At 67.1% G+C, this 15,691-nt stretch carries 15 protein-coding genes and 1 pseudogene; 10 read left to right on the forward strand and 6 right to left on the reverse strand.

All coding sequences use genetic code 11. The features are described 5' to 3' along the window. Positions 1–1,785 precede the first annotated feature (1,785 nt). Complete coding sequence (locus tag ACZ3ZD_RS32240) at positions 1,786–2,067, reverse strand: hypothetical protein (protein WP_467405228.1); 282 nt, start codon at positions 2,065–2,067, stop codon at positions 1,786–1,788. Continuing rightward, complete coding sequence (locus ACZ3ZD_RS32245; RefSeq protein ID WP_467405230.1) at positions 2,028–3,161, reverse strand: DNA-binding protein; 1,134 nt, start codon at positions 3,159–3,161, stop codon at positions 2,028–2,030. The genes ACZ3ZD_RS32240 and ACZ3ZD_RS32245 overlap by 40 nt, the downstream gene beginning before the upstream one ends. Positions 3,162–3,652: 491 nt before the next feature. Here ACZ3ZD_RS32245 and ACZ3ZD_RS32250 point away from each other — a divergent pair, with 491 nt between their 5' ends. Then, positions 3,653–4,453, forward strand: a complete 801-nt coding sequence (locus tag ACZ3ZD_RS32250; protein ID WP_467405233.1) for a hypothetical protein — start codon at positions 3,653–3,655, stop codon at positions 4,451–4,453. A gap of 52 nt (positions 4,454–4,505) precedes the next feature. Here ACZ3ZD_RS32250 and ACZ3ZD_RS32255 read toward each other — a convergent pair whose 3' ends face one another. Then, complete coding sequence (locus ACZ3ZD_RS32255) at positions 4,506–4,838, reverse strand: helix-turn-helix transcriptional regulator (RefSeq protein ID WP_331724177.1); 333 nt, start codon at positions 4,836–4,838, stop codon at positions 4,506–4,508. A 520-nt stretch (positions 4,839–5,358) separates the two neighbouring features. Between ACZ3ZD_RS32255 and ACZ3ZD_RS32260 the strand changes: the two are divergent. The 4 genes and pseudogenes from ACZ3ZD_RS32260 to ACZ3ZD_RS32275 form a co-directional block, all read left to right on the forward strand. Continuing rightward, a pseudogene (locus ACZ3ZD_RS32260) lies at positions 5,359–6,014 on the forward strand (IS5 family transposase); the annotation flags it as partial. A gap of 71 nt (positions 6,015–6,085) precedes the next feature. Continuing rightward, complete coding sequence (locus ACZ3ZD_RS32265) at positions 6,086–6,394, forward strand: transposase (RefSeq protein ID WP_467405237.1); 309 nt, start codon at positions 6,086–6,088, stop codon at positions 6,392–6,394. Positions 6,395–6,920: 526 nt separating this feature from the next. Beyond that, positions 6,921–7,472: a DnaB-like helicase C-terminal domain-containing protein gene (locus tag ACZ3ZD_RS32270; RefSeq protein WP_467405238.1), complete on the forward strand. Its 552-nt coding sequence runs from the start codon at positions 6,921–6,923 to the stop codon at positions 7,470–7,472. Between the two features lie 148 nt (positions 7,473–7,620). Next, positions 7,621–8,043, forward strand: a complete 423-nt coding sequence (locus ACZ3ZD_RS32275) for a hypothetical protein (protein WP_467405241.1) — start codon at positions 7,621–7,623, stop codon at positions 8,041–8,043. A 123-nt stretch (positions 8,044–8,166) separates the two neighbouring features. Here ACZ3ZD_RS32275 and tpg read toward each other — a convergent pair whose 3' ends face one another. After that, a complete protein-coding gene (tpg, locus tag ACZ3ZD_RS32280; RefSeq protein WP_467405243.1) occupies positions 8,167–8,721 on the reverse strand; it encodes a telomere-protecting terminal protein Tpg in 555 nt (184 codons plus the stop codon). A gap of 111 nt (positions 8,722–8,832) precedes the next feature. Then, entirely contained in the window at positions 8,833–9,321 is a 489-nt protein-coding gene (locus ACZ3ZD_RS32285) for a DnaB-like helicase C-terminal domain-containing protein (RefSeq protein WP_467405247.1), read from the reverse strand. A 162-nt stretch (positions 9,322–9,483) separates the two neighbouring features. Between ACZ3ZD_RS32285 and ACZ3ZD_RS32290 the strand changes: the two genes are divergently transcribed. The 3 genes from ACZ3ZD_RS32290 to ACZ3ZD_RS32300 all read left to right on the forward strand — a co-directional run bounded on the left by ACZ3ZD_RS32290 (position 9,484) and on the right by ACZ3ZD_RS32300 (position 12,066). Then, positions 9,484–10,017 (forward strand): hypothetical protein, encoded by a 534-nt coding sequence (locus ACZ3ZD_RS32290; RefSeq protein ID WP_467405250.1) that lies wholly within the window; start codon positions 9,484–9,486, stop codon positions 10,015–10,017. Positions 10,018–10,377: 360 nt separating this feature from the next. Continuing rightward, entirely contained in the window at positions 10,378–11,415 is a 1,038-nt protein-coding gene (locus tag ACZ3ZD_RS32295; RefSeq protein WP_467405252.1) for a hypothetical protein, read from the forward strand. 384 nt (positions 11,416–11,799) lie between these two features. Further along, entirely contained in the window at positions 11,800–12,066 is a 267-nt protein-coding gene (locus ACZ3ZD_RS32300) for a hypothetical protein (protein ID WP_467405257.1), read from the forward strand. An 18-nt stretch (positions 12,067–12,084) separates the two neighbouring features. Here ACZ3ZD_RS32300 and ACZ3ZD_RS32305 read toward each other — a convergent pair whose 3' ends face one another. After that, positions 12,085–13,680 (reverse strand): ISL3 family transposase, encoded by a 1,596-nt coding sequence (locus tag ACZ3ZD_RS32305; protein WP_467405260.1) that lies wholly within the window; start codon positions 13,678–13,680, stop codon positions 12,085–12,087. Between the two features lie 401 nt (positions 13,681–14,081). Here ACZ3ZD_RS32305 and ACZ3ZD_RS32310 point away from each other — a divergent pair, with 401 nt between their 5' ends. Together ACZ3ZD_RS32310 and ACZ3ZD_RS32315 are read left to right on the forward strand one after the other, a co-directional pair. Beyond that, entirely contained in the window at positions 14,082–14,243 is a 162-nt protein-coding gene (locus ACZ3ZD_RS32310) for a hypothetical protein (RefSeq protein WP_467405262.1), read from the forward strand. A gap of 304 nt (positions 14,244–14,547) precedes the next feature. Beyond that, complete coding sequence (locus ACZ3ZD_RS32315; protein ID WP_467405265.1) at positions 14,548–15,147, forward strand: hypothetical protein; 600 nt, start codon at positions 14,548–14,550, stop codon at positions 15,145–15,147. The last annotated feature ends 544 nt before the right edge of the window (positions 15,148–15,691 follow it).

Raw genomic sequence — 15,691 nt, forward strand, 5'->3', positions numbered from 1 at the left:
TGTTCTGCCGCTGCCTTTGCGCTCGGCGGCGGCAAGCGATGCTGCAGTACTGGCGCCGCCGCCCGGCACCTTCCTTCTGCACCACCGGGTCGGAACACATCTGGCACCTCTCCGGCTGTGACGAACCATCCGCCACGACTTCCCCTTCCCAGCTGGCTCGCTCACGCTTGCCTTTCGGTAATCGGCGGTTGCCGGGGCTCTGACCCAGGCAACCGCCGTACCGGCTCAGTCCAGGCGTGCCCAGAAGTACTCGAGCCGGGACCTGCTGGCTGCGGTAGCCGCGACCGCTGCGAACGCCACACAGGCGGAGGCTGACCACCCGGAACGCTGGAGCATGTAGGCGAGGGCCAGAACGACCACGGGGCCCAGGCTGAGCGTGACAGTGAAGGCACGCAGGCGTGCGTAATACCCGCGGCCGTTGCTACCTTCCAGACGTGCTCCAGACACCACGGTGCCGGAGACAACATTGCGATCGGCCATATGTTTCCTTCGTGAAATTGAAGCCGGTTCAAAAGGTGGAGAGGTCCCGGTCTTTCGGTAGGTAGCCATGGTCCGGGACCTCTCCGGCGCGACCCTAGCGCGCCCTTGCCGCGCTCGGCCAATGGAGTGAGGCATCAATCGGTAAGCGACCGCACCGCCGTGCGAAAACCGCGGTCCCGGACTTACTTGTGTCCCCAGGAAGACCATTTGGCGACTACTTTTGATCGAATGCGCAAGATAGCGTCCGCTGCGGTCGTGAAAAATTACGTGATACAGGTGCGCCGTCGCCTGAAAATTCATGCGGAACACTCCGGCGCACACCCTTCGCTGTCCTTTCGCCACCCCTGGTGAGCTTGCCCCGCACGAGAGACAGCCGGCGGGCACCCCCCTCACGTCCACTCGGCCCAGGGGAGTAGAGGTCGAGGGGGATTTACCCTGGGAGGACTGGCAACCAAGCAGGCACGCAGATCGGCGCCGCGGGCACGATGAGGACGTGGCGAGGCGGCATGGGCGAGTCGCTCTGCCGGCAGGACCGCGCTGTATGTGAAGCGCAGCACCTCAGGCCACGCCGGGCGTGCCGGATGCGGCACCGCATCTCTGCCAGAAGAAGAGCGGCGTCAACCGCCTGCATTCCGGCTGGGCACAGCACCCCGGCGAGGATCGTCCAGGAGGCGACGTCGACAGCGATCGTGAGCTCCGGCCGGCCCACGCTGCCGTCGTCGAACCGTGCAAGGACGTCCATGCGGGTGGTGTCGATCTGTACCTGCTCACCGGGCCGCAGGGCCACGGTCGGGGTGAATCCGCGCCCGCCGTCGGTGACCGGTACCGTCCGTACGCGGGTGGCCGGATGGTCCGCGGGGTGGGCGATTTCACGGACGAGGCGGTAGAACTGGCCCGTGACGGCATCGCCACGGCACCTTTGTGCCGGTCTTCGAGGAGCCACGCGACCAGCGGCATGAGCCCTTTGACGGTGCCCTTGGAGCGCCCCCGCTGTCCGCGCAGTACTTCCTTGACCGCGGCCACGATCCGCTCGTCCTGGCGCCCGCCACCGCTTCGCCCCCGTGTGGAACGGTGGTCCACCAGTCCCCACGGCCCCTGTTTACGCCAGCCGCATTTTCTGCACCGTCCTCTCCGACACCCGCGCAAAGCCCAGCGCCGTAAGCTCAGCGGCTTTGGCGCGTTCACGCTCGGCCAGCGTCCACCTCTGCGGGTTCGTACTCGGCCCGCATCACCCCGCCGCTGTCCGGCCCGTCAGGCAAGCCGCACTCGACCTCCCTGATGTGCCGCAGCCAGGCCATCGCTTTCTCACGCGCCGCGGCGGGGGTGGCTGAGCACTTCAACGGGCAGGTCCACCCACCGGGCCACCTCCTGCAGGGGCACCCCGCCGTTCACCGCCGCCAGAGCGGTCCGTTTCCAGGCGTTCTCGATCAGGCCGGCACTGTGTCCGAGGCCGCGCAGCAGCCGCCGGGCGACGTCAGCGGTCGGCCCGCTGTGCACCCCGGGCAGCTGCAGCAGCTGCTCCTGGGCGCTGTCGATGGTGCTGGTGATCAGCCTGCGTTGCTCGGCGGGTACCGCAGCCCGCCACATCGTCCCCGAACCGGGCGCCTTTTCCTCTTTGCCCAGCACGCGCAGCTGGCCGGCCATGGTCGCGGCCTGGTGTTCCTGGCGCAGCCACCACGGGTCGTTGTCGTACCCGGGCGGCCCGCCGGCGCCGCGGCGCAGCCGGATGATGCTGCCCATCCACGCCAGAAGCGGCCCGCCGTGGTCGGCCGCGACCAGCGCCCCCAGCCATCCCCGCCCAGCCGCTCACCGAGCCCGCGGCAGAACAACCCGTCCATGGGCAGCGCACGCGGCCGCCCGGCACCACTGTCCACCCCCACCAACTCGGCCATGGCCGGGTCCAGCAGCGCGTTGGCCACCGCCACCACCTCCGGGAAGACGACCGCGTCCCGCCCCACGATCCGCCACCGTTCCAGATCACCGCCGGCATCCCCGCCCGCGACATGGTGCAGGCGCCGCGGCCAGACCGTCTCCCGCTCCCAGCCGTAAGCCTGCTCCCACCAGCGGGCCACCACCGCCCGCGCCAGCGCGAACACCCGCTCCGGCTCCGCACCGGCCCGCACCGCCCGCCGCCCCACCGACGCCCACCGCCGCTGCGCCGCCACCACCTCCGGCACGCCACGCAGATCCAGGTGCTCCAGCGGCTGGTTCGCGTCGGCGTCCAGCAGCCACCGACCATGCCGCACACGCACCCGCTCCCACCGCGGTGCGTACCGCATCGCCCGGGAAGCCGTCCCCGTGCGCTGGGCCGTGCACAGCCGGCAGCCGAACGCCACCAGACCGGCCACCGCGCCACCAATCCGCCACAACCCCACTGGATCGCCATCCTCGGAGCGCAGCTTGGCGTCCCCTTCCTCCCAAGACGGCAACGCCCGCGCCAGCACATCCCCCGCCACACCGCACATGCCGGCCAGGAGCTGACGTCCGGCCGCGTTCAGCAACACCTCGGCGTCGGCCCGCGCGCCTCCGCCCTCGTGCCCTGGCGGGTAGTCGCGCCACTTCCAGCAGGCCCGCAGCACCTTCGCTTCCATCCCGTAGCGGCTCGCGATGCGGCAGATCAGCGATGAGGTCGTTTCCTGCTGCAGGGGAGCGATTCGCAGGGGGCCGGGATAGTCGGTCATTCCACCACGGTTTCGTGTTTGCCGTCTCGGCGGGCGTCTTCGCGATGGATGCTCAGCAGACCGAGGCCACCTTCCCCTGCCGACTGGAGCCGTTGCACTCAAGGCGTCCCTCAGCGGCCGCCGGTGTCGGCTCGTCTCACAGCGCCCGTCGGTCACCGCCTGGGACCACATCACCGACACTATCGCCGCCCGCGCGTTCGGTCGGCTGGGCAGCTCCGACGAGCCCATAGCCGTCGTCTCAGCTCGGCTGGGGCCAAGTGTCGTTGGCTGTTCGACGGCCGCCAAAAGATCGCGTCAGGTGGCCAATTGTTGCTCAAAGTGACGCCTTGAGAACGCGGCGGGTGACATCATCAGCTCACTCGCGGCAGTGCTCGTCACAGGTGTGCAGCGAGAGGGCCGGGTATTGGTGTGCCACGCCGAGGGGAAGTCTGCCGGCGGGGTTGTGAGCTGGTGACGGTCCAGTCCATCTGCGGCCGTCATGGGGGACTTCAGTGAGCTGGTACCAGCACGAGTGGCTCATCAACTATGCATTACCGGCAGTGGTGAGCGCGGGCATCGCGTGGGTCGGCCTGATCCGAGAGACCGCAGGGAAGGGCCGATTACTGGGCAGCTGGGCGTCTGCTGGTCTGACAGCACTCGTCCTGATCCTGATGGCCGCAGCAGCAGTCCTTGCAGTGTGGTTACTGCCGCATGCGACATCCATCCCCCCAGTTTTCGCAGGAGCGGCGACCGGTGCTGTCGCTCTGCCACGACGGAAACAAGACGAGACCACGCCGCCTTACGTCAAGATCATGACCCTAGGTATCGCTCTGGCCAAGGAACGCCTCATGCAGCGGGTCCACCTGGATACCTGCACCTGGTCGGACCGCTTCCTCAGCGGGATCAGCACCTCCAGCCAGCTTCGGATCTTCGTCCATGATCTCAAGCTGTACCTACTGGAGCGGCATCCCCTGGCCAGCGACACCAAGCACATCAACAGCCTCTACTCGGATATCCAGAAGGCGGTTGACATGGCGCTGAACGTACAGACCACAACTGATCAGAACCGGCGTCAAGAGGGCGGCTGGCAACGCGAAGCGACTGAGGACGAGCTGATCGCCTGCCGGCAGGCATTCGGCACGGCACTCGCTCAAAGCGCCTACCTGGTGAACTTCGCCTACGCCTCCGGACGCAGAAGCGAAAGGCGGGAACTCGAGGCCCTCCGCGCGAAGGCGTCCTCAAATGATGCCTTCCACAGTCCCGCCCTGCCCAAGCAGCGCCAGTGGTTCGCACGATGGCGCAGCTCCAGATGAAGCAAAGCGGAGCCGCGCGTTCAGTTGGCAGGCCAGGCAGCTACGATGCAGATCAGAGGTGGGATGGGAGACCGCTGCCCCGCACCGGTGATGAGTCCACATGACCCGATGTGCCGGTGTCTCCTGCGGTCGGCCGGGCGACGAACATGATCTGTACGTCTGCGTTCAGTGCTTCGGCCGCGGCGGCGAGCGTACGGACTGTCAGATTGGCATCGCCGGAGAGGATCTGGCTTACCCGCCCCGGGCTGACACCCATGGCCTTCGCCAGGTCGGATCGTGTCTTGCCCAAGCCCGTCAGCAAGCCCGCCAGGGATGCCGTCGCCTGCCGAGCCAACTGGGCAGCTGCTAAGTCGGCCCGGCTCTCGTCACGAGCAAAAAGTCCCATGGTTCTACCCCCAACTCATGGAGCGGCACGGGATGTTACCGCTGTCTCCAGGATGCCACCTTTAGGTCTACCTAAAAACTGAGTTGGGGTAAAAACGGAGAGCGCAAGCTCTCACAGGGCTTCGAATCCAGCCGCTGACCTGCGGCGATGCCAGCATCGGAGGTTGACGCAAAATCACCCTCGCGGCCCAGCCTCCGAGCGGTCACGCCGACCGGGCTGCGGGGAGTCAGGTGTCGTGCGGCCCCTGGAAGGTACGCGGAATGATCGTCAGGGCCCCTCGCAGCCCATTCGGGCAAGACAGCCTCGCCGCGGTCCCTGGCGTCCGGCCAGTGGCCAGTTCCTCGGGAGCGATCTCATCTATCGGCTTGGGTTCATCGACCGCCGGCGGAAGAGGCATTGGCTGGCGGCCTTGGTGCGGGGCGGCGGGCCGACCCCGCGGGGGCCCGGTCGGCTGCGTCATCGACTAGGACTTGTCCGGCCGATCATGTGACTACTTCGCGCCGTGGTCGTTGATGTGGACATGGGGCGGGGTGATCTGACGGATGCCGAGTGGGAACGGCTGCGGCCGTTCCTGCCGGTCAGCAACCGACGTTGTGGGCGATGGCGGGACCACCGGCAGGTGATCGACGGGATTCTGCACCGGGTGCGGACCGGTGTGCAGTGGCGTGACCTGCCCGAGCGGTTCGGCCCGTGGAAGACCGTCTACGAACGCCATCGCCTACGGTCCGCCGACGGCACCTGGGAACGACTGCTCCAGCAGGTCCAGGCCGCAGCCGATGCAGCAGGTGAAATCGACTGGGACATCTCGGTTGACTCCACCATCGTCCGCGCGCATCAGCATGCGGCCGGCGCCCCCACCGATCCGGCCCCGACCCGCGCGCCAAAGGGGGCCGAATTGGCGGAACATCAGGACGAAACACCGTGACAGAGCCTGGTCGCCCGCCTGGCGGAGGTGGTGCTGGAGGTGAGGGCCTGGGCCGCTCGCGCGGCGGGTTCACCAGCAAGCTCCACCTGAGCGCGGACGGCCGTTGCCGCCCGCTATCACTGATCGTCACGGCAGGCCAGCGAGCTGACTGCACCCAGTTCAAGGCCGTTCTGGAGAAGATCCGCGTGCTGCGGCCCGCACTGGGCAGGCCCCGGAAGAAGCCGGATAGCCTCGCGGCCGACAAGGCTTACAGGGGTCTGCCGCACGATCGGGTGACATCTGAACTGGCTTGCCCTGTGGGGCGGGTGGGAAGGATGTCGCTGTGCCCAAGCCTTATCCGGAAGAGTTCCGCGAGGAGGTCGTGCGGGTCGCGAGGAACCGCAGGCCGGGTGTGACGGTCGAGCAGGTGGCCACCGACTTCGGAGTCCATCCGATGACGTTGTGGAAGTGGATGCGTCGCGCGGACATCGACGACGGGACCAAGCCCGGGGTGACCAGCCAGGAGAGCGCCGAGCTTCGGGAAGCGCGTCGGCGGATCAAGCTGCTGGAGCAGGAGAACGAGGTCCTGCGCCGGGCCGCGGCCTATCTGTCGCAGGCGCATCTGCCGGGAAAAGGATCTACCCGCTCGTGAAGGAGCTGGCCGTGGACGGGGTGCCCGTCACGGTTGCGTGCCGGGTGCTGAAGCTCGCCAGACATCCCTACTACCGCTGGCTGGACCAGCCGGTGACCGATGCCATGCTGGAGGAGGCGTATCGCGCGAACGCGCTGTTCGACGCGCACCGTGACGACCCGGAGTTCGGCTACCGCTTCCTGGCCGACGAGGCGCGCGGCGCCGGGGCCGTGATGGCGGACCGGACTGCATGGCGGATCTGCCGGGACAACCGCTGGTGGAGCGTGTTCGGCAAGAAGCGTGGCAAAGGTAAGAAGGTCGGCCCGCCGGTGCACGACGACCTGGTCCGTCGTGACTTCACCGCGACCTGTGCGAACCGGCTGTGGCTTGCCGACATCACCGAGCACCAAGCTCTACCTTTGCGCGATCAAGGAGGCCTTCAGCAACAGGATCGTGGGCTACTCCATCGATGCGCGGATGAAGTCCCGCCTGGCCGTGGCAGCCCTGGACATGCTCGTCGGCCGAAGCCGCCCACTACGCCGACCTCGTGCACGGCTATGCCCAGGTGCGCCGCTACCAGAGCACCCTCGTCCGCGGCATGCAGGGCGCCAGGCAGGCCGATCCGCTCACAGTCCAGGAGACCATCGCCGCCCACCAGGCGGAGCTGGAGTACCTCGCTGCCGAAGACCAGGCGAACGACAACGACTTCGGCCGGTTCGGGGAAAACTTGGACGCGCACCTGGACAGCCTCGCGCTGTCCCTCCCGCCGGCCGCCGTCACCGGCTTCACCGACCTGGACGCGCTGATGAAGCTGATGCCGGGACAGATGATCGTGGTTGCTGCCCGACCCGCCGTGGGAAAGTCCGCTTTCGCACTCGGCGTGGCGACCGCGAACGCCTGCGCAGGCGCTCCCACCCTGGTGCACAGCCTGGAAATGGGCAGGGCCGAAGTCAGCAACCGCATCCTGTTCGCTCGGGCGCGCGTGGCGTTCCACCACATCCGCGACGGTGTCGACGGACTGACCCAGGACGACTGGGACCGCCTGGACCGCTACGGGTGCTGTTCATTTTGCCGAACAGCCGCTGCCCAATGTGACTGAGCGCCTCAGTTGGCGAGTTGAGCGAATGTCGGGCCGATCATAGGCAACGGGCGCAGTGGCTAGGGAGCGCAGGTTTTCCTCAAATGCGGGTTGGCCTCAGGGGGCGGGGGAAGGCCAGGAGCAGGGCGGGTCGGCCTTTGGGGGAGACATGGCACAGCAGAACAGCCAGAACCATGATGCCGAGATCATCGCTCTCCTCATGCGGGAGTACGAATCGTTACGAGCGGAGATCACCGAGCGTGTGACGTCGAGGATGCAGGTACTCGGCTTCTCAGGAGTAATCGCTGCCCTCGTCGCCGGCACGGGTGGAGTCTCCTTACACAGGCCCCCGGTGTACGTCGCGGTCGCCACGCTCCTGCTGGGATTGCTGTGGCTCAGGGACTGCAATCAGGGGATTCAACGGATTGGTAAGCATCTGCGGGACGTGGAGGAGGAGGTCAATCGGCTGTCCACGCGTGCATACGGCAGTGGGGCGCTGTCGTGGGAGACGAAGCGGCACATGGGTCGGCAGCACGAGCGGCCGGTGTGGCGTCTTCTGGGCCGACTGGGCGGTTGGACGGGTCACCATTGAGTCGTTACGGCGCGCTTGAGCCAGCCATCGACACCGTCCGCTCCAGCCGCCAACTCGCGCGCTCACTCGCCAACTGAAGCGCTCAGTCACACCCAAACTTCTGGACAAAGCCACGCGCGGGTCTCACAGGTCGAAGTCGAGCTGTTCGACGTCGGTGAACTCCACCAGCAGGCCGGCCGCGCGGCGGCCGCCGTCGCGGAAGTAAACCTCGCCGAGCGCTTCAGCGGTGATATCGCGCAGCTGGTTGTCGGTGGCTCCTGCCTGCTGAGCGTCGAACAGACGGGCCGCGTGGGCGGGGGGCAGGGCCAGGGTGATGTGGCGGACGCGGGCGTCATCGGTGGTGCCGGGTGCGGCGGTGAAGCCGAACCGGGCGCGGGTGTCGATGACCAGGCCGGTGGCGGTGGCGGCCTGGCGGCGGGCCTGCTCGCGGATACGGGGCTGCCACCGGGCGCGTACCGCGTCGACTAGGCGTGCGGCGAGGTCCGCGCGGGGCCGACGGATTTGGTCTTTGACGTAGCGTTCCACGGTGCGCTGGGAGACGCCGAGCAGGTCGGCGACCGGGCGGGTGCCCTTGAGCTGGCGGACCAGGTAACGCATCTGAGTACCCGCGGACTTCGGGATCGGGCGAGTGAACGCCTGCTGGACGGCGCGCTCAAGGCCGTCTCCGACGATACCCATCGGGGTCTCCTTCGTGATCTTCTGTACGGGCCGCTGTGCGCAGTTCGCGGCCCGGTTGGGGGAGTTGCCCGGCGCCGGGTAGAACGGGCCGCACAGCGGCATTGAGGGACGTTAGAGGACGGGTTCTGCGTCGGCGGACATGTCGCGCAGGCGGCTGTAGTGGAATTGATGAGCCACGGTGACGGTGGCGGTGGGCCCGTTGCGGTGCTTGGCGACGATGAGGTCGGTCTCCCCGGAACGCTCGGACTCCGGTTCGTAGTAGTCCTCGCGGTGCAGCAGGATGATTGCGTCGGCGTCCTGCTCCAGGGCGCCGGAGTCGCGCAGGTCGCTGACCGCCGGCCGCTTGTCCTGACGCTGCTCGGGCCCGCGGTTCAGCTGGGCGAGGGCGATGAGCACGGCTCCGGTGTCGGCCGCGAGGATCTTGAGTTCGCGGCTGATCTCGGTGACCCGCTCATACGGCGACTGTCGGGGGTTGCGCTGGTCGGTCTGCATCAGCTGGAGATAGTCCACGACGACCAGCGGGGCCCGGCCGGTCTCGCGGACGATGGTCTTGATCCGCGAGCGAATCCGGGCGGGGCTGACGCGGGCGCTGTAGTCCATCCCAGCGGCAGGTCCCTCAGTTCCTGGTTGTTCGATTCACGATCCGGGCCGATGCAGAGCGGTGACGCGCGTCACTGCCTCTCCTGCACGATCCGAGCCGAGGCTGCATCACTCTGTGTGATGCGGCATCTCGTTGTCCGGTGGGGCGGCATGATGCATGGCATGGATCAGGGGGATGCAGCCGTATGGGCCGCTGGACTGGGGATTGTTGGAACGCTGGCGGGCGCGCTAGGAGGGGCGCTCGTCCAAGGCCGGCTGGTCCGGCGGCAGGTGCGGGACCAAGAAGCCGTCGATGTAAGGCACCGCCTACGGGAGGAGCGGCAGGCGGCATTCGTGGCTGTCCTTGATCGATGTAGTGATGTAGAGGCCACCTTCAGCCCGATCATCGCTGCTCGTGTCCAGCCTGGCTGGGATGACAACGCCGACCACCGGGAGTTGTGGCTTCCCACCAACGCTGCCGTGGAAGCACTGCAACGAGCGGTGACTGCGGTGTCCATCACCGGCCCCGACTCCATGGTTGCTTTGGCCGCTGACATCCACGAAGAGGTCCAGGCGAAGGCGAACGCAATGCGCCTTCCCGCTGCGGACTTCGCCCAGCGGGCCCGCATGTTCGGAGAGCACAGCACGGCACTGGAACAGGCTCAGCGCAACTTCATCCAGGAGGCCAGGACTGTGCTCGCCGCTCCGATGCGATAGCGGGCGCGTCCCGCCCGCGGCGACATGTCGCACCGCTGGATTGCTGACTGTTCGAATCGGGCTTGTAGCACGGTGCTGCCCGAAGTGCTGAACATCTGCTGTCCAAGCTCGGGTTCTGGCACAACTACTGTGGTGACAATCCTGCGCTCGGTGCAGGGGAGCGGCAGACGTGGGAAAGCGGCTGGCCGGCGACTTGGTTCGATGCGTGCGCGGGCGCACGCTTCGGTCAACCGTCGGCGTCCGTGATGCAGGCCGAGCGGCGGGTGCCGCGGCGGGTATTGCCTCACGTACTACGCGGTCTCACCTTCGCAGGTACAGAGGCGTGATCAGGTGCCGGTCCATATGTTTCCAGGGGGAAAGATGAAGCGTTCTGCCACTGCCGTTGCCGCGCTGATACTGATCGCCGCGGTGGGTTGTGATGGGCAGTCCGCCACGAAGGCGCAGGCAGGGCCCACCACCTCCGGTCAGGCCGGCGCGGCGCGACCGATGACCGCCAGCGAGGTACGCCGAGCCGTCGTGAGCGTGAACCAGCGTGAGGACACTGAGAACTGGGACGCGGCATTCTGGCGGAAGACCGCGGAGGGACCATGGTTGGAACAGCGCCTCGCCGCTGTGGACAACCACAAGAAGTACGGCGCCGGTACCGAGCCGGAGCCGACGGGCTCGCCCAAAGTCTCGTCACAGGTCCACGCATGGGCAGCCGCTGGGCCTGCTGATGACCGATGGATCCTCGGCGCTTACGAGGCGCGGAGCGCGTCAGTCGGGGACACGGAAAACTCGGCAAGCCTGTACTGGTCGCTCTACCACCAGCAAAAGGGCAAGGGCTGGCGCAGAGCCTTCCTGGCATTGGCGCCTTCACGTTCCGCACTGCCCGCGCCGGCCACCGGCCACGATGGTCAGGCTGTGGTTTCGGGCGATGTCTCGAAGCTGGCCGCGTCGCCGTCTTCTGTCTGTCGCCGGTACGACGACTACATCACCGGCAAGAGCGGTACCGCGGCGGACGACGCGGTGTGGAGCAAGGACATCCGTACCGTACGGGCCTCGTTCAAGACAGCGAAGACGCATCTGCGTGCCGACTTCGACAACCCCGCATCGATCAGCCTCAGCAGCGAACCGCAGCCGACGCACCTCGGTCCGGTCTGGCGCACCGTCGACGGTGGGGCGCTGGTGGCATGTGTGGACGTGACCAAGACAGCCATCGACATGGGGCCTGGCCGGTACATCAAGCTCTCCTACAGCGGATGGCCGGGCACCACGGGCATCCGCTGGGCCGCCATGACCCAGAGCCAGCTCCACATGATCGTGCTGAAGGTACCGGTGGGCTCCCATGAAGTGTCGATCGCTGCCCAGGTGAGCTTGCCGTACCACTTCGACGGCACCCGGCACACAGGCAACTGACCCCCTGGGCCCGTCGGCCAGCTCTGGCCGCCGGGCCGGCCCTGGGCCTGTGACCAGCCTGTTGGCGGGCCCAGGGTGCCCTGCATCGTCATTCGACATGCCGGAACTGTACGAGTCGCGCCTGCTGGCTTCGCTCATGAAAGCGGGTTCTGGCACAACTTTCGCGAAGCGGTGCCGTGCGCGTCAGGCCGGGCCCCTGGCCAGCCGGTTTCCCACATCTGCCGCCCGATGGACCACGCGCCGGGCGTCACCACAGAAGCTGAGCCAGAACCCAAGCTCGGGTTCTGGTCCAACTCCTGTGGAGCGGTGACGCTGAGTGTTGTCGGCCGCATGTGATTGGGTGCGCGGGGAGTTCTGCAGCCATCACCTTCGGGGAGAACATTCATGTCCCAATACGCATCGCTGACTCGGGCCCTGGCAGAGGTGCTCGTGGACCTCACCTGGTTCATCGAGAGCGCGGACGACGAGCACATGGATCAGGACGATGCAGTGAAGGCACTGGAGGGCGTCGCCGCGGTGGTGGATCGCATGTCGGACTCCCAGCGTGCAGAGTTCCAACAGATGATCGAGGCAATGACCGTAGCCGAGACTGACCCAGGACGCCGTGCATTCCTGGAAGCGTTCCCGGACGGCTTCGGACTCGTGGAGTAGCTGCCGACTGGGTCAGGGTCAGGATGCGAGGAGCGTTCGCTTCCTCAGAAGCGCAAAGCCGGCGCGTCCGTACATCTGGCGCTTCAGCATTTTGATGCGGTTGACGTGGCCTTCGACGACGCCGGAGCTCCAGGGCAGGGTCAGGCCAGCGGTGACGGCGGCGAGGTCTCGTTCGAGGCCGTTGGCGAAGGCGTGGAGGCTGGGCAGGTCGTCGGCGCGGACCGCTTTGATCCACTGTGGAAGCCGGTCGCCTTCGAGCTGGGTGAGCATCTTGCCGAATGCGCGGACGTGGGCGGTGAGGGCTGCCAGTTCAGGGCAGTGGCCGAGGACTGACTTCATCTTGAGCCGCTCGCTCTCCGGCAGGGTGTCGGGGTGGGTCAGGATCCACCTGGCGACGGTCCGGGGCGAGGGTGGGCGGGCCGCCGGTGCGGTCGGGGTTGTGCGGAACGGACGGAGGTAGGCGCGCACGGCTCCGTAGCCGCCGCGGTAGCCGTGCGTCTTGATCTCCTCCCAGAGGGTCCAGGCGTTCGTGCAGCCCTCAGCCCACCGCTCGCACAGGTACGGCTTGAAGTCGTCGAGCTTGGTCCGGCGGCCCTGCCACTGCCCATGGAACAGGTCTTCCGGGGCCGCGGCGTTCGCCAGGCGTTGGACGGTGCGATAGGTCATGCCGAGTCGGCGTTGGATCGCGCGTCGGCTGTGGCCGGCGGCCAGCAGCGCGTGGACAGTGGCGTGCTTCGCCCGTGTGCGGTCGGCGAATCGGTGCCCGGTGGGCCATGGCGAGCCGCTGTCGGGCGGTGCCGGAGTCTCAGCCTGAGGGGCCGGATCGGCGAAGGTCGCGCTCAGACATGGGCGGTGGCGAGAGACGCATCGCTCGGCTGCCTCGCCGAGGTTGCGCCACAGATGGAACCGGTCGGCGACCTGGACGGCGGTGGGTGCCCCGATGCTGGCGCCCTCAGCGAAGAACGGGGTCCGGTCGCGACAGACGACCTCGATCCCCGGGTGTTCGGCCAGCCAGGCCGCGAGAGTGCCCGCCTCGCGATCCGGGAGTAGGTCCACTGGTCTGCGGGTCTCGACGTCGACCAGCACGGTCCCGTAGGCACGTCCCTTGCGCATCGCGTACTCGTCGACGCCGACCGCCCGCGGGATCCGCGGCTGAGGTTCTGGGAGAGCGTCGACCAGCCGCAGGACCGTGTTCCGGCTGGCCGGCACCCCGAAGATGTCGGCCAGCCGGGCGCCGGCGCGACCAGCCAACGCGAGGCCGACCTCGGCCAGCGTCGACCGCAGTCGTTCGGTCCGCTGGCTGTACCGGCGGGTCAGGCCCGCGACCTGCTCGACGAACGTCCGCCGCCCGCAGGAGACTTCCTCGCACGTGAAGCGTCGCACACGAAGCCGCAGCACCACCCGCCGTCCCGCCACAGGGAGGTCAGCTGGAAGCCGGAGGTAGGAGCCGTGCACCCGCCCCGACCAGCTCCCACAACCCGGACACCGAGCCCCAGCCGTCCGGCACCTGACACCGACCCGGATCACCTCGCCATCGTCCTGCACCGACTCCACCCTGATCCCCGGATCCGCCAGGAAGAGCAGCTCTTCCAGCCGAAGCAGTACCTCGCGCACAGCCCAGAACCATCAGCCCGAACGTTGTCGCCACCAGCAGTTTCCAGACGATCTCGCGAGATCCACCAGCAAGATCAACAGTCACAGGAAGTAGGCACACCACAGAAGTTGGGCCAGAACCCAAGCTCTCGTGCACAGAACCACGCGCGGGTGATTCGGCCCCGACGGCCGTAACGGCGTCCGTCTGAATAAGGGTTGGCCACGGCATGATGCGAAGACTCACCCTCATGGCGGCGACAGCCGTCCTCGCAAGCACCGCCTGCCTGCCGCACGCCTCTGCCTCCCCTGCCGCCGGGCCGCGGTTCAGTCCGTGCGGCTACCAGGTGACCACCGACGGCGTCCGGTTGCGCACAGGGCCGGCTACCGGCTCCGTCCTCGGTCTACTCCATCGTGGGGACACCGTGTATGCAGACAAGGCCCGCGGCAGCTGGTGGCGGGTGAGGCTGGCCTACGACAGCGGCAGCGACTCCGGCACCCGCAAGACACAAGGACTGCGCGCCGACACCGCGGGATGGATGGCCAGTCGCTACACACTGGCTCACACCTGCGTGCAGACCGACTGACGGTCCGGTCCTGGCAGGAGGGAGAGTGCGGGGCTCTACCAGCGGCGGGCCAGCACAACCCCGCCCGCGCATCCTACGCTCGACCCGGACGCCGGCGACGGCCTCAGGAACGCACGCCGTTTCGAACGGCAGCGGCAACTTGACGGTTTCCGTGCGCATCGCTGGCCAGCCCCATCCGACCACCCGGAAGCGGTATAGAGACCCGATGACCCACCCAGACGACCCCCGCCACGTGGCCGCTCAGACCGGCCACATATCTGCGCACCCCCGCCACACAACCCGCTCGGTGGTGCGAAGCCGCTCCGTGACGTTGCGGGTAGATATCGAAATCGCTTATGTCGGCCACGTTGGCGTATTGGAAATCAACGGAACTGACGCACGTCTCACCGACGCTGAAGCGGCCGCAATTCAGAGCAAGAAAGAGGCATATAGGTCCGACCCTGGTTCAGTTATTGCGCCGCAAGGATTACATGTAGGCAGTGATGCAGAAGAATCCTTCCGGTGGTTCGCTTTGCATGTATCCCGCGCTGTGCCAAGCGACCTTGATTACAGGAATCGACAAAGACTCCAAGAGGCTATCCGTTTGGGCCTTCCTGTCCTCCTGTCAACTGATGAAGCTTTAGTACCCCGCTTCAACTCGCCCCCTTCGGAATGGTTACCGTTGCGGACGGTAGCCGAACAGGCATCTGCAATCGGAATCGGCGTCACCTGGGGACACGGCAGCGGAATCGCGTTGACCGGCGCTTATATCGGCGGGCTCTTCCTGGTGAAATTTGTTGCCCCGGTCCTCACCGAAGCTGGGAGCGCTACAGCTGCTGGAGTCGGAGCAAAGATCAGATCAGCATTCGGCCTTGAAGCTTCGGGCCCTCCGTCCACCGGAGACGGAGAAGAGGCCGAGAGCTAGGGGCTCGGGCATTGCGGAAAGCGTTGATGATCCTCTGGGCGAATGTGCTCCACGCATAGCCACGGCCGCCCCCGGTACTTTCGCCCCTCAGAGTGGGGTGCCGGGGGCTGGTTCCAGTTTCTATCCGTGCTTCATTTTGAAGCATCCTGCCTCGGGGGTGTGGTGTGGTTCTGCCATCGCTACATACTGCATCAGGTTGATGCAGTGGGGGGTATGCTCTGGTTCCAGAGTCGATCTGGCGGGGCTTTTGAAGCACCGTCACCAGGACTCGGGGGCAGGTGGGTTGAGGCCCGGGCCACCCTCCCTCCTCGCTGCCCGGCGTAGCCGGTTGAGCGGGAGCACAGCGGACGCTCGGCCCGGGGTGCGCAGCACCCCAGGCCCGTCTGGGGGTTGGAGCGCAGCGGAAACCCCCCATTCCCGCGCAGCGGGAATTCCTCAACCCGCGGAGTGGGTTGAGCGAAAGGCGCGCAGCGCCTTTCTGAATTCGCGCAGCGAATTCCGCTTGCCTTCGGGCGCAGCCCGAAGGGGGACCCGCTCCGCGGGG

It is taken from the genome of Streptomyces sp. NPDC023481, assembly GCF_055560195.1.